This window comes from Bacteroides faecis MAJ27 (genome assembly GCF_900106755.1).
Lineage (GTDB): Bacteria > Bacteroidota > Bacteroidia > Bacteroidales > Bacteroidaceae > Bacteroides > Bacteroides faecis.
Genome location: NZ_FNNN01000019.1, coordinates 60,494 through 75,793, shown reverse-complemented (window position 1 = coordinate 75,793; position 15,300 = coordinate 60,494). Strand labels below are relative to the sequence as shown.

General features: G+C 43.6%; 9 protein-coding genes. 4 read left to right on the top strand and 5 right to left on the bottom strand.

Annotation, left to right across the window (positions count from 1 at the left end):
• The first annotated feature begins 144 nt into the window (after positions 1 to 144).
• Positions 145 to 306 carry a hypothetical protein gene (locus tag BLW31_RS24500; protein ID WP_022301526.1) on the top strand — a complete coding sequence of 54 codons (162 nt, stop codon included), beginning with the start codon at positions 145 to 147 and terminating at the stop codon, positions 304 to 306.
• An 11-nt stretch (positions 307 to 317) separates the two neighbouring features.
• On the opposite strand, the gene BLW31_RS16295 is transcribed toward BLW31_RS24500, so the two are convergent.
• Positions 318 to 2,015: a Na/Pi cotransporter family protein gene (locus tag BLW31_RS16295; protein WP_010535493.1), complete on the bottom strand. Its 1,698-nt coding sequence runs from the start codon at positions 2,013 to 2,015 to the stop codon at positions 318 to 320.
• An 85-nt stretch (positions 2,016 to 2,100) separates the two neighbouring features.
• Between BLW31_RS16295 and BLW31_RS16290 the strand changes: the two genes are divergently transcribed.
• Positions 2,101 to 3,774: a nucleoside kinase gene (locus tag BLW31_RS16290; protein WP_029425039.1), complete on the top strand. Its 1,674-nt coding sequence runs from the start codon at positions 2,101 to 2,103 to the stop codon at positions 3,772 to 3,774.
• Positions 3,775 to 3,975: 201 nt separating this feature from the next.
• Complete coding sequence (locus tag BLW31_RS16285) at positions 3,976 to 4,374, top strand: hypothetical protein (protein ID WP_010535491.1); 399 nt, start codon at positions 3,976 to 3,978, stop codon at positions 4,372 to 4,374.
• Between the two features lie 143 nt (positions 4,375 to 4,517).
• On the opposite strand, the gene BLW31_RS16280 is transcribed toward BLW31_RS16285, so the two are convergent.
• From BLW31_RS16280 to BLW31_RS16265, 4 genes are all read right to left on the bottom strand, one after another.
• Positions 4,518 to 5,822, bottom strand: a complete 1,305-nt coding sequence (locus BLW31_RS16280; protein ID WP_162097083.1) for an acetylxylan esterase — start codon at positions 5,820 to 5,822, stop codon at positions 4,518 to 4,520.
• Positions 5,823 to 5,971: 149 nt separating this feature from the next.
• Entirely contained in the window at positions 5,972 to 8,617 is a 2,646-nt protein-coding gene (locus tag BLW31_RS16275) for a glycoside hydrolase family 78 protein (RefSeq protein WP_010535489.1), read from the bottom strand.
• Between the two features lie 10 nt (positions 8,618 to 8,627).
• Positions 8,628 to 12,083: a glycoside hydrolase family 78 protein gene (locus tag BLW31_RS16270; RefSeq protein ID WP_010535488.1), complete on the bottom strand. Its 3,456-nt coding sequence runs from the start codon at positions 12,081 to 12,083 to the stop codon at positions 8,628 to 8,630.
• 204 nt (positions 12,084 to 12,287) lie between these two features.
• Entirely contained in the window at positions 12,288 to 13,661 is a 1,374-nt protein-coding gene (locus tag BLW31_RS16265) for an aminopeptidase P family protein (RefSeq protein WP_010535487.1), read from the bottom strand.
• Between the two features lie 138 nt (positions 13,662 to 13,799).
• Between BLW31_RS16265 and rpoN the strand changes: the two genes are divergently transcribed.
• On the top strand, positions 13,800 to 15,284 hold the full coding sequence (rpoN, locus tag BLW31_RS16260; RefSeq protein WP_010535486.1) for an RNA polymerase factor sigma-54: 1,485 nt from the start codon (positions 13,800 to 13,802) through the stop codon (positions 15,282 to 15,284).
• Positions 15,285 to 15,300 lie beyond the last annotated feature (16 nt).

Here is a 15,300-nt window from a genome sequence, read left to right as displayed (position 1 = left end):
AAACATAGGCTCCTGTGTATTTTGGTGCAAATGTATATGCAAAAACAAGACTTACAATAGGAGCAGTAAAAGCTTAACGGGAACTTCATGGAAAAGAAATGTAATCGTTAATGTCTGTAAAAAAACGTAATACCTTTGTAAACTATGGATGCTTGTATAGACGGGGAGTTGTTTCACTTGTGTGAAGAAGATATTCAGAATGGTATGTTAGGATGGGGGACGAACGGTTCGCCTAAAAACAAAAAGAAATGGATGGTCTGTTTTATGCGTTATAGCATAAAACAGACCATCCATTTCTTAGGTTAGATTTTTCTTTTTCAGGAAGCTTTCTTCTCTTTTACATCACTGCTGGCTTCTACCACATTCACTACATAGTCACCCAATTTTTCGCATTCGGCGATGATATCCATGTAATAGACTCCCATCTGATAATCATATTCCTTGTTGTTAACATCCAGAATATTCTGATTCTTCAATTGGTTGCGGTAGTTATTGATTTCATTTTCAATGTTGAAAGACTTATTGATATCAATGCTTTGATGTTCCGGTTTCTCTACCACCACAATCATTTGTGCAAGAGCATCATCGGTCAGTTTCATCATGAAGTGGATGTGCTCGTATTGCTTTTCGGTAAAGTCCTGATTTGTCTGGCGTTTCCGGTTGATGGTGCGTGCCAGATTATAACAGCTGTCTCCGATGCTTTCAATTTCCGTTACTTCGCGCAGCATGGCACGTATCTGCAACTTACTTTCAGAACTCAAACGACCTTCGGATACTTGATTCAGGTAGTTGGCTATTTCCAGTTCCATGTTGTCGCTGATGTTCTCGTATTTCTCTACCCGGCTAAACAGTTTGTTGAAGTCATCATCCTTGTCGGTATGCAGCAAGTCCTGCACCATCCCGAACATACGATGCGTACGTTCGGCAAACAAGTGAATTTCTTTGCGTGCCTGCAAGATCGAAAGTTCCGCAGTAGAAAGCATACCACCGGTGATAAACCGCAGGCGAGGTTCCTCGTCTTCCTCCTTTGGACGGATTAATGCACATACAGTACGTTCGATCAGTTTCACACCCCATATCAAAAGACATACGTTACAGATATTGAAAATAGAGTGGAAAGCGGAGAGTTTATAGGAAATAGCAACTTCCGGATTATTAGTTTGGAAGAAGGTATCTACCACCCAATTGACAAGTTGTATGAAAGGGTGGAAGATGATTAATACCCAAATAACACCGAATACATTAAAAACAAAATGGGCCAATGCTGCTCGCTTAGCCTGTGTGTTGGCTGTTAATGCGGCAAGATTGGCCGTGATGGTAGTTCCGATATTTTCACCCAATACGAGTGCTGCTCCTAGTTCCAGGCTGATCCAGCCATTGGCGCACATAATTAATGTTATTGCCATGGTGGCAGCTGATGCCTGTACGATCATTGTCAGTATGGTACCGATGAATAAGAACAGGAGGATGGAGAAGAATCCCATATCCGTGTAGTTCTGAACAAAGGCGAGCATTTCCGGGTTGGCGTTCAGGTCGGGAGCGTTTGCTTTCAGGTAAGAAAGTCCCATGAAGAGGAAGGAAAAACCGAAAATGAATTCACCGATGGATTTACGGTTGCTCTTGCCGGAGAAGATGAGCGGAAGGGCGATGGCCAGAAGTGGGAGAGCGAAAGCGGCCATGTCAACCTTAAATCCGAAAATAGAAATAATCCATGCGGTAACTGTCGTTCCGATATTGGCACCCATGATGACACTAATGGATTCGGCGAGAGTTAACAGTCCTGCATTAACGAAACTGACGACCATCACTGTTGTCGCCGAAGAGGACTGGATAAGGGCTGTGATTAACACTCCTGTTAATACCCCCGTTACCCGATTGGTGGTCATAGCTGTCAGGATACTTCGTAACCTGTCACCTGCGACCTTTTGTAAGCCCTCGCTCATTATCTTCATGCCATAAAGGAAGAGCCCCAACGAGCCTATGAGCTTTAAAAAATCATAAAAAGAATATTCCATCTATAATAATTTTAGTGGTTGTTTGTTCTCTATCTGATTACTAAGTATATTTAGTCCCATGTATTCACCTTATAAACAGACTACGATGAAACAGATGTTACAAATATGTTGCAAAAATAATAATATTTATAAAGAATTCCCTATCGGAAGCTCACTTTTGGATATTTATTACGGTTTTAATCTTAATTTTCCTTATCAGGTAGTCAGTGCCAAGGTGAATAACCGCTCCGAAGGACTCAATTTCAAGGTTTATAATAATAAGGATGTAGAGTTCCTCGATGTACGTGATTCGTCAGGGATGCGCACTTATGTACGGTCGCTCTGCTTCGTCTTGTTTAAGGCTGTCAGCGAACTTTTTCCGGAAGGAAAACTGTATGTGGAGCATCCGGTATCTAAAGGTTATTTCTGTAATTTGAGAATTGGACGTCCTATTACCTTGGAAGATGTGACGCGTATCAAGCAGCGCATGCAGGAAATCATAGCCGAAAATATTTCTTATCATCGGATCGAATGCCATACGACTGAGGCTGTACGTGTGTTCAGTGAACGGGGAATGAATGATAAAGTGAAACTGCTCGAAACTTCGGGTTCACTATATACCTATTATTATACGTTAGGGGATACCATTGATTATTATTATGGTAATCTGTTGCCCAGCACCGGGTATCTAAAGTTGTTCGACATCGTGAAATATTACGATGGCTTGCTTTTGCGTATTCCGAATAAGGACAATCCGGATGTATTGGAAGAAGTGGTGAAGCAGGAAAAGATGCTGGATGTATTTAAGGAGTATCTGAACTGGAGTTACATTACAGGCCTTAACAATGCCGGAGATTTTAATATCGCTTGCGAAGAGGGGCATGCTACGGATTTGATTAATGTGGGAGAAGCATTGCAGGAAAAGAAAATAGCCCAGATAGCCGATACTATTTTCCACCGGGGAGAAAACGGTAATCGTGTGAAACTGGTACTGATTTCCGGTCCGTCGTCTTCAGGAAAGACAACGTTCAGTAAACGGCTCTCCATACAGTTGATGACAAACGGGCTCAAACCGTTCCCGATATCATTAGATAATTATTTTGTAGACCGTGAGGAAACTCCTTTGGATGAAAACGGCAACTATGATTACGAGTCTCTTTATGCGCTCGATCTGGAACTGTTTAATCAGCAGTTACAGGCTTTGCTGCGTGGTGAAGAGGTGGAACTTCCCCGCTTTAACTTTTCTCTTGGAAAGAAAGAGTATAAAGGTGATAAACTGAAAATAGAAGATAATACCATTTTGATATTGGAAGGTATTCATGCGTTGAATCCGGAATTGACACCACATATTCCCGAGGAAAAGAAGTTTAAGATTTATGTTTCGGCATTGACTACTATTTCTTTGGATGACCACAACTGGATACCTACGACTGATAATCGTCTGCTCCGCCGCATTATTCGTGATTTTAATTATCGGGGATATTCGGCTCGCGAGACTATTTCCCGTTGGCCCAGTGTGCGTGCCGGTGAAGATAAATGGATTTTTCCTTATCAGGAAAATGCTGATGTCATGTTCAATTCTGCTTTGCTGTATGAATTTGCGGTTCTTCGTTTACATGCGGAACCCATTCTGATGGGAGTACCGCGCAATTGTCCGGAATATTGTGAGGCATATCGGTTACTGAAATTTATTAAATATTTCGTTCCGGTGCAGGATAAAGAAATCCCCCCGACATCTTTGCTCAGAGAGTTTTTGGGAGGAAGTAGCTTCAAATATTAGATAATAATTTTATTTAAGATATTTATTTTGGAATTTATAGTCATTGTATAAATATAAGTTCGTAACTTCGCGCCGCAAAAAACAAGCGTGGCAATAATGTTGTTGTATTCCAGGGAAAGGAAATAACTGTTAGATTAGACTTACTTAGTGAACATTTGTATGTTTTTTCCGTTTATGTTATTACACAACAAAAAAGGGTATATGATATTTTACAACAATTTTTTAGCGAAATGCTTTTTAGGGAAAAAGAAGCATTATTTTATGATAGGAGGGTTATTCTTCACTCGGTATAAGTATCTGGAAGTCTGGGAGGAAATGGAGTTGAGAATACATGCGCGGCAATTCTGGGAATGTTTTTTATTGACTTTAATCCCGGCATTGGCCTTATCACTGTGGTTATCATGGTGGTGGATGATACTTCCGTTCATAGCATATCATCTGTTTTACTGGTTTGAGAAAATGTTTTTTCCTCATTCAGTTTTCGATTGGGAAGCTTTGACTTTCTGTGGGGATGCTATGTATCTGCGAAAGAGGAAGTCTTTTGCCTGGATGAAGTGGTATGGCAAGAAAACTCTTCCTGCGTCGGAGTGGGATGATTAATGGCTAAAACATTTTGTTTTCCTGGAAGCTAATATTTAAGTTATTTACCCCTGTAACAAATTATAGTTGTAACAGGGGCTTTTTATGTTTGGAAGATATCTATGAGTAATCTTGTCTGTTGGTAATCTTGTGATTATTCTGTTTTATCTCAGATGTTTTTTTATCCATAGTAAATGTCCATACTCCGTATCACTGGAAGTCCAGTGCTCGTTGATGGGCGTAATCAGTGATTCCTTCGGACAGTTCAGCATATTGTATACAATATAGCTGGTGGTTGGCGGACATACATTGTCGTTGAATCCCCATGTCATATAGGTATCAGCTTTAATTAGTTTAGCAAAGTTCACGACATCATAATAAGCCATTGTTTTTATTTTTTCGGGCGTATCCATATCTACGGAATTTCTGAAGAAGTGTGGATAACCTCCTGCACGGCCGGCTTTATATCCTGCCATATCACTTAATGCCGGATGATTGGCGACACATGCTGTTACCCGTTGGTCCAGTCCGGCGGTAACCAATGCCAAAGCACCTCCCTGGCTGCCTCCCTGAACAACCACATTCTTTTCGTCCCATTCCGGCAGGGAAGTGAGAAAGTCGATACTACGGACACATGCCAGATATACACGTTTCATATAATAATTGTCGCGGCTGTCCAGACCATTGGACAAATATCCATTCTCTCTGCCGTTGAAAGCTGCGCTGATTTCCCGGAACTCTTCCTCGCTCATTTCCGGATTCAGTCCGTGAATTTCAATTTCGAAACGGATACAACCTTGTTCTGCGTAGTATTTATGGCGTAAAGGCTCTTTGATGGTCTTGATTCCGGCTCCCGGAGGGCATAGCACAACAGGAAATTTGCCTTCCTTTTTCGGATAAAACAAATAACCGTAGATGCTTTGCCCGCGTTGGTTTATCTGGAGTTTAATGAGATAGCAGTCTATTTTATCCGTAGAATACTTTTTCACATGTTCTTTGGTGTATACCAGTGGACATTTAGCCAGTTCAGTTTTTTCTTTCTTCCAGAATTCCTGAAAATCAGCAGGCATAGTAGTGTATGGACGCAGCTTTTCAGGAGAGAAGCCTACTTTTACATGATGAGAATAAGTCTTACCGTCTACTGTGGCTGTCAGGCGACAGTCACGGAAGCCCGGTTCTTTCATGGTACCTATGGGGATTACTGCTTTCCCTTTCTGTAGAGTTACTGTTCCTTTACTGTCGGCGGGCATCATCTCTCCACCTGTTTCATAGTTAACAATGATGTTGTCTCCCGGAATGCCATATTTATAAAATTGCACTTCTACACTTGCCTGTTCTCCGGTTTTGTAAAGCCAGTCGGAGTGGTTGGGGACTGTCACCCAGAATACGTCACTCCGATAGGGGTTGTTCTCGGCTACAGCCAGCAGAGTCGTTAACAATACTCCGACAGACAAACAAAATCTTCTCATATTCATTTTACTATTCAAAATAGATGTCATTAAATGTGTTGTCCTACTTTTCATATTATTAGTTCATTAATTACGATGCAATATTAGGAAAGATTAGAAAGACAGAGGTAGACTAAATGTTCTATTACGGGTAAAAATTAGTTTTGAGGTTAGAATAACTTCCATTCAAACTGATGCTGCCCCGCTTCTAGTTCTATCATACGTTCTCCTTTTACATGATCCGGCAAATATAAAGTAGCACTACTGTTAGCTGGAATAGTAACCACATATACAACACTTTTTTTCTTGCGTTCCCATTTTGAAATGATTTCTCCATAGGGAGAGTGATGTCTGGCTTCAAATTGCTTCAAATCACTCGGGAAATTGGGGCGCAGAATAATGTGTTTAAAACCGGGCTGTTGCGGATCGGGGAAGATACCCCCCAAACCTTTATAGAACCATCCGCCGATTTCTCCGAACATCATGTGATTGTCGGAGATATCACGTGTGGCATTCAAATCCCAATTTTCCAATAGGGTAGTGGCACCGTTGGCTATCCAGCATCCCCATGAAGGATATGTATCTTGTGCAGCTACTTTATAAGCAGTCTCCGCTTCTCCGTTTTCACTCAGAGCGTTCAGTATGGCTTTGGCTCCCAATACCCCTACATCCAGATGGAAACCGGCTTCTTCCACTTTCTTTGCCAGATTCCTGGCTACTTTTGTTTTCATATCTTCGGGAACAACTCCCCACATCAAAGGTACGCTTAACTCTGTCTGGACACCGCTGGCATAGATTCCGGTTTCTCTATTCAGATATTTAGCGTTGATTGCATTCTTTATTTTCTCGGCAAGAGCCTGGTAGTGTTCGTAATCTTCTTGCTTGTTGAACAGTTTTGCCGCGTTTGCCAGTATCTTTGTGTCTACATAGAAGTATACTGATGAAGTCAACTCTTTCGATGAATGGGATTTTACAGGAACCCAGTCGCCTCTTCCCCATGAAGTCAAACCGTTCGGGCTGGTACGATCTACATAATTCACATATCGTTTTATATTTTCATAGCAGTCTGACAATAATTTGCTGTCTCCGTAGAACAGGTAGATATTCCATGGAATGATTGCGATGGTACTTGTCCAGTCCAGACCATTATCCGTGCCATATCCCCAGCCTCCTGTAGGGATGATGTCGGGCAATACTCCATTCGGCTGTTGTTCATCCCGGTGGTCTGCCAGCCATTTTTCATAAACGGTGATTCCATCGTAATTGTATAAGGCGGTTTCAATCGCAAAGTGTCCGTCGCCCGTCCAGCCGTTCTTCTCACGTTGAGGACAGTCTGTGGGATATCCCATCAAGTTAGATAGATAGGCATTGTTAGTAGCCCACCACAAACGGTTGACAAGTGGATTCGACGTACTTATCTCCCCTTTTTGAGGAACGTCACTGTGAACAAAGTAGGCAGTCAGGCTATTTTGCTGTAATTCAATTGGTTTGCTGCTTGTCACTTCCACATATCTGAAGCCTTTGTAATTGAACCGAGCCATAAATTCATCTTCCCCTTTTCCGCTAAGGATAAGGATATCTGTCTGGAATGGGTCCGAATCATCTACCGGACGGTGGTATACATCTATATTCGATGTGTTTACCCGTCCGTTGTCATAGAGGCGTTCGCCGTGTTTGAGTTTTACGACCGTTCCCTCTTCTCCGGATACTTTAATGCGGGTAACTCCGGACATATTTCTGGCAAAGTCGAATATATAAGTGGAATCATTTATTTTCTTCCATGTATTTGCAGGTATTGTTTCTACGATACGGATTGGCTGAACCTGTTGGGATACCACATTTTGAGAAGGGGCTCCTCGGTAACCTACTCCGTTCCATTTGGAGTCGTCAAAATCTGCAGTACTCCAGTCTTTCTGCTCCAGACGGGCATCATAATGCTCTGCTGTGTAGATGCTGTTGAATATCAATGCGCCAGATGATGTTTTCCAGTCTCTTTCGGAAGGGATAACTTCGACGCTGCCGTCTTCGTATGTAATTCTCAGATTCATGCAGAAGGCAGGACGGTTACGCCACGGTGCACGGTCAAAGTCCCATACTGCCTTTGACTGGTGGTTATACCAGCCATTTCCTAGCAATACTCCAATTGCATTTTTGCCTTTTTGCAATTGCCGGGTCACATCATAAGTCACATAAAAGTTCCTTCTGTCAAAACGGGTATATAGTGGGTCTAACCGGTGATTACCGATCTTTTCTCCATTTATATACAATTCGTACAGACCAGCCACTGCAATATAGGCTCTGGCTGATTTTATCTTCTTTTGGGTATTGAATGTTTTTCTGAAATACGGAGCCGGCTTATAATTGATATCTCTGTTGTCGCCAATCCAGGCACCCTGCCAGTTTTGCATTCCCATCATTCCTGTTTCAAAGCTGTTGATGTCCGAAGAGGCTTTAACTCCGTCCTTGTCCCATACATTTACTTTCCAGTAATATTTCGTAAAAGGCCGGAGATTCTTTTCCGGATAAGTCACAAGAATCTCGTCCGATTCTTTCTTTCCCGAATTCCAGATATCTCCTTTCTCATCGTTTACTTTCAGTGAGTCTGTACTGACTAATAGTTGATAAGCGGTCTGGCGTGCTCCTTGTCGTGTATCGTTCAGCATCCATGACAATCTGGGATTGGCATGATCGATACCTAAAGGATTGACAAGGTGGTCACATTGAAGATTCGCAGGCTTGCACGCTTCTTGCTTTTGGGCAGATATTGATTGCAGGGTACAAAACGCAAGTGCGGTAACTAAATATATATTTTTCATCCTGTTCTATTTATTTTCCTTTTTTAACTACAAACTGATAACTACCGGACTGTAACTCCAATACAGCTTTCCCGTTCATGAAGGTAATCGAAGAAACGCCTTCTGCTTTTACAGCAGCTTTTCCGCTTTCTTCTACCACGTAGTCGAGGGTGGGCAATTGTAAGTGAAGAGTTGCGGTGGTGTTGGCCGGTATGCTTATTTGATAAGAAACCGCTCCGTCATTTTCTTTTTTCCAGCTGCTCTTGATGTCTCCATAACAGGAAGGGAAAGATGCATTGACCCAGTTAATCCGTTCCTGACCGGCGGGAATTTCCGTACGGTTGTCCGGAACCGGCTGTAATACGATGTGTTTGAATCCCGGACGTGTTTCGTCAATATCGATACCGCCCATTGTACGGTACATCCATTCGGAAACTGCCCCGTATGAATAATGATTGAACGAGTTCATGGATACAGGGCCAAAGCCTTTCTCCTTAGTATATGAATCCCAGCGCTCCCAGATAGTCGTTGCTCCTTGGTCTATGCTATATAGCCAGGAAGGATTGCCTCGTTGGAGCAATAGGTTATAAGCTGTATCCGATTCTCCGAACTGGCTTAATGTCTGGTTCAGGATGGCTGTGCCCACGAATCCTGTGCTCAGGCGATTGCCGTTACCGGCAATTTTGCGGGTCAGTGTTTCCAGTCCTTTCTTCCTGGCTTCTTCTGTTGGAAACAAATCCTGTTTCAGGGCAAGCAGGTAGGCTGTCTGGCTCTTTTGCTTTAAGTCTCCGTCTGCGTCCACATAGCGTGTCTGGAATTCTTCCTTGATCTCCTGTGCCAGATTTCTATAGGCTTTCGCTTTAGCGGCATAGGCATCACAGTCATCTGTTTTCAGCGCTTCCGAAATTTTGGCCATCAATTGTGCCGTATATGCGTAATAGCATACGCTGACAAAACGGCGTTCAGTATCTTCGTATGATAACCAGTCACCGTAATTTGTTCCGGCACCGTTATAGTTATATCCGTCTCCTTTTTGATGTGACAGGAATTCCATGTATTTTTCCATAGATGCATAGTTGTCCTGCAATATCTTTTTATTGTCGTACATCAGATAGATTGTCCAGGGAACGATGATGCCGGCATCTGCCCAGGCTGCCTGCCCATAACCTACCCATGAGTGAGGGGCTACATCCGGATAGGCACCGTCACTTCTTTGACCGTCGCGCATATCTCTCATCCATTTTTCAAAGAAAGCGGATACGTTTGCATTATAGGAAGCGGCACGACAGAATACTTGCGTATCTCCGGTCCATCCCAAACGCTCGTCTCTTTGCGGACAGTCGGTAGGGATGCTCAGATAGTTACCTCTCTGTCCCCACATGACGTTGCTATACAGCTGATTGATCGAACTGCTGCTGGTGACGAACGAAGCTCCCTCTTCTGTAGCAGAGCCAACTACTTCACCTGTCAGGGAAAGCACCTCGATATCTTCACTAGCCGTTATCTCACAATATTGAAAGCCGAAGAAAGTCATGGACGGATGGAAGGACTCGCCTTCTTTGCTTCCTTTCAGAATATATTTCAATGTTGCTTTCGCACTTCTGAGGTTGGCGGTATATATACTTCCGGCAGGACCATCATCACCGCGTGATTTGTCTCCTGTATCATTCAGCATTTCTCCGAAACGGAGTTTCATCTCCGTGCCCGAAGTACCTTTTACTTTGAACCGAACCCAGCCGACCATGTTCTGACCTAAGTTGTAGATAGCCGTTTCACCTTTCTTTAACCGAATGGGAGCCGGTTTGTCCGTAACACTCAGCACATTGATTTTTCCATCTTTCTCACCTCGGTAAACGGTAGTAGACAGAGGGGTACGGTTCAAATGCGGGCGCACTTGAACGGTTGGTCCGGCAAAGGCGATTAATTCTCCTTTAAAGTGAGGGTTGACAGCTGTTTTATTCCAATTGGCGGTATTATATCCGGGCTTTGTCCATGCACTTTCTTTTCGGGCGTCATACGTTTCTCCGTGGTAGATGTCTCCCATTCGTATGGCACCATCCATGGATGATAGCCAGGAAAGGTCTGTCACTACTGTTTCCGAAGTACCATCTGTATATTTCAGCAGTATCTTTGCGATGAATCCTACTTCATGACCGCCATATTCTCCGTGACAGACATCGCTGTTCCACCAACCGGAGGATACTTGCGCACCGACCGCATTAGTCCCTTTTTGGAGCAGATGGGTGATGTCATAGGTCAAGTAATGTGCTGTTTTGCTGAAATCTGTCCACTCCGGTTTCAGCTCGTCATAGCGTATGCTGCCATCTTCCAGCTTATTTCCTACCCGCTGTCCATTGATAAATAAATCATAAACTCCCAGAGCCGAACTGTAGATGCGGGCAGATGCGATTTTCTTTTTTGCTTTAAATTCTTTACGGAACATAGGTACTCCGCTCATGGCACCCTGTAACACCCGATAATCACCGGAGCCGGAAACCATATTCAGTTTGTGATTATTTCCCACTGAAACGATTTCGCCTCCTTCAAACAGGGACTGAGGTTTCTCAAAATCTTCTTTCAAAACGACTTTGGCTTCTTCTTTGCCGTCTTTCAACTCATACTCTGTCAGTACAATATTATCGAACATAGCCGTTTCATTGGTATTATTACCTCTGAATGCCCGGAAACCGATATATCCATTCGATAGTTTTGAGTCAGTATCCGTATAAGTATCTACCAGTACTCCGTCAATAGAAGTCTTAATCACTCCCTCTTTCGCTTCAATTGCCAGATGATGTTCTTTATTCAGTAAATCGGATTTGGAAAAGAACTTGCCTATGGGGGTGTCTGAGCTTTGCAGCCGTCCTCCTTCGTAAATATGTCTTCTGATTAGAGGCTCTTTTTCGTTATCCAGTGTATTGACAGACCACATGAATACATTGGAAGCATCACGTGCGCCAAAAAGAACGGATGCGTTACCGGAAGTCAGTGTAACATCCATTTCCAGTAACATGCGTGCTTTGGCCTGTTTTTTGTCTTCCGGATTGATTTTAGAGTTTTTGTTTATTTGAGTAGCTTTGATCCATTGTGCTCCCGACCATCCGTCGGATAATAATCCTGTTTCGAAAAAAGCCTTTTCTGTTGAGGCTTCTTCACCGGTTTTATTGTTCCATACGGTTACTTTCCAATAATAACGGGTGGAAGGTGCGAGAGCCGGTCCTGCATAGCAGATGTTCAGTGATTTGTCGGATGCTACCTTTCCGGAAGTCCAGACTGTATTTGAACAGGCTGCATCAGTTGCTACGGTAATTTGATAAGCTATTTGTTTCACTCCTCTTTCTGCTGATTCCAATTGCCAGCTGAATCGGGGAACTGTAATGTCCAGCCCGATAGGATTGGTAAGGTATTCGACCTGCAATTTTTTGACAGATGCGTTTACAGGCAGTAGAAAAAGAATAGACAAAAGTAATAAAGTAGTTCGTGCCATTAGTTTAAAGTATTAATAGTTTGTTATGATGGGGATATTGGCAAATATAGTGCCTATTGTCGTGTATAAGGATAAGAATTATGACACTAATACTTAAAAAAATGACCGTCCCCCTGAAATGATAAATGCCTATACTTGATTATAGTACAGGCATTTATCGTTTTCTTATGTGATTTTTAGTGCCTTGTTGAGTAAAGCAGCCGGTTATCTTAAAGCTTCCACTTCTTCCGGAGTCAGCGGAATCTTTTTGCCGAGCCGGCGGGCGCCTGTCTCCGTGATGAGATAATCCTCTTCGTTGCGGATACCGCCGAAGTCTTTGTAAGTGACTACTTTATCGTAATTGATGAAATCGGCGAACTTATTTTCCGCTTTCCACATTTCGATCAGTTCGGGGATGAAGTAGATACCCGGTTCCACTGTATGTACAAATCCCGGTTCCAGTGGGATGGCGAGGCGTTGAGACTTGCGTCCGAACTGTGTACTCTTCGGCTGACCGTTATAACCTACCCATACTTCACCCAGGTTCTCCATATCATGAACGTCCAGTCCCATCATGTGGCCTAATCCGTGCGGGTAGAACAAAGCGTGTGCTCCTTCACGAACAGCATCTTCCGTATTTCCCTTCATCAGTCCGAGAGCTTTCATTCCGTCTACCATGACACGGGCGGACAAATCGTATACATCCATATAAGGGATGCCCGGACGAAGTGCCTTGACAGATTCCAGATGCATTGCATTCTGGATTTCGTAGACTTCGCGCTGGCGGGTTGTGAATTTCTTATCCGCAGGAATGGTGGACGACATGTCACCGGCATAGCCCGATTCCACTTCCGCACCTGCATCAATCAGGAACAAATCGCCCGGTTTTACTTTATTCCCGTGATAATGGTTATGCAGGGTCTGCCCGTTGATAGTGGCAATCGTAGCGAAAGACAGCTCGCAGTTATTAGACTCTGCCACCCGGTTCATTTCCGCTACTACTTCATATTCATACATTCCCGGACGAAGAACTTTCATGGCGGTGATGTGCATATCGGCAGTCACGTCACAGGCTTTCTCTATTTCTACGATTTCTTCTGCTGATTTATAGTTACGCTGAGCTATTACAGCACGGATGAAAGGTACGGAACCTTCCTGGCGTGCAGGCGGTATACCCAGCCAGTCCATCAATTTCAGTTTATGTTCAGGGCGGTAAGGAGGAAGATAATGAATTGCTTTACCACTCTGGACACATTTGTGCAGATAACCTACTATATCGGTGGAAGCCATCTGCTCCTTGATGCCGACACGTTCGCATTTTTCGCGTAATGTAGGTTGTGAACCCATCCACACGATGGCATCGATAGACAATTCGTCACCGAAAATAATTTCTTTATCTTCGTCAATATCAATGATAGCCGATAGTCCGGCACACGAAAGACCGAAATAATAAAGAAAGGTGGAGTCCTGACGATAACGGAACGTGTTATCCTCATAATTCAGCCCGCACTCGTCATTTCCAAGAAATAACAAAACTCCGGAGCCTAAATTCTTTTTCAGCAGGGCTCTGCGCTGCATATACGTCTCTTTGGCAAACATACTGTCCTAATTTTTAAGTTCGTGCAACAAAGATAAAGATTTTTGTGTTATAGGATTAAAAATAATCCCACTAATCTGTGTAATCTCTCGTTAAAAAGTTACTTTTGTAGCGAGAAACAGTAGAAAGCAAAAACGAATATGGCACAAGGTTCCCGTCAAATACAATCGCAGGCGCAACAGCAGATACAAACGCTCTCGCCACAGCAGATTCTGGTCGTGAAGCTGTTGGAGCTTCCCGCAGTCGAGCTGGAAGACCGTATCCATGCTGAACTATTGGAGAATCCGGCGCTTGAAGAAGGTAAAGAAGACACTGCTGCCGATGAATATGCAGAAGATGTCAACTCGGAAGAAGGCATGGATAACGATGCCAACGATTATGATTCATTAAGCGATTATCTCACCGAAGACGATATTCCCGACTATAAATTGCAGGAGAACAACCGCTCGCGGGACGAGCAGGCGGAAGATATTCCTTTCTCCGATACAACTTCTTTTTATGAAATTCTGAAAGAACAACTTCGTGAACGTAACCTGACCGAACATCAGTGCGAACTGGTAGAATACCTGATCGGTTCGCTGGACGACGACGGACTGCTTCGCAAATCGCTGGAGAGTATCTGCGATGAACTGGCTATTTATGCCGGCATCGAATCTACGGAAGAGGAACTGGAAGAGGCTCTGTGCATCTTGCAGGATTTTGATCCGGCAGGTATCGGAGCACGTAGTCTTCAGGAATGCCTGATGATACAGATCCTCCGGAAAAAGAGCGAGGAGAAAAAGCCGGCACCGATACTGGACTTGGAAGAACGTATCATCAGTGATTGTTATGAAGAATTCACCCGAAAACACTGGGAGAAGATCATCAAGAAACTGGATGTGAAAGAAGAAACTTTCAGTGAGGCGATTGCCGAGATCACCAAGTTGAATCCCCGTCCGGGTGCTTCGCTCGGAGAGGCTATCGGAAGAAGCTTTCAGCAAATAGTTCCTGATTTTCTGGTGGACACCTATGACGACGGAACCATTAACATAAGCCTGAATAACCGTAATGTTCCCGAACTCCGTATGAGTCGTGACTTTACCGAGATGGTGGAGGAACATACCAAAAATAAGGCAAACCAGTCCAAAGAGTCGAAAGAAGCCATGATGTTCCTGAAGCAGAAGATGGATGCCGCGCAGGGATTTATTGATGCGGTGAAACAGCGGCAGAATACGCTGATGACCACTATGCAGGCGATTATCGACTTGCAGCGTCCTTTCTTCCTGGAGGGTGACGAGTCACTGTTGAAACCGATGATTCTCAAAGATGTGGCAGAACGTACCGGACTGGATATTTCCACGATTTCCCGTGTCAGCAACAGCAAATATGTACAGACTAACTTCGGTATCTATCCACTTAAATTCTTTTTCAGTGATGGTTACACGACGGAGGACGGAGAAGAGATGTCCGTACGTGAGATCCGTAAGATTCTGAAAGAATGCATTGACGGGGAGGATAAAAAGAAACCGCTGACAGATGATGAACTGGCAGATATCCTGAAAGAAAAAGGCTATCCTATTGCCCGGAGGACGGTGGCAAAATACCGTCAGCAGCTGAATATACCGGTGGCAAGGCTGAGGAAATGAGTTTTAAAGTATTAAC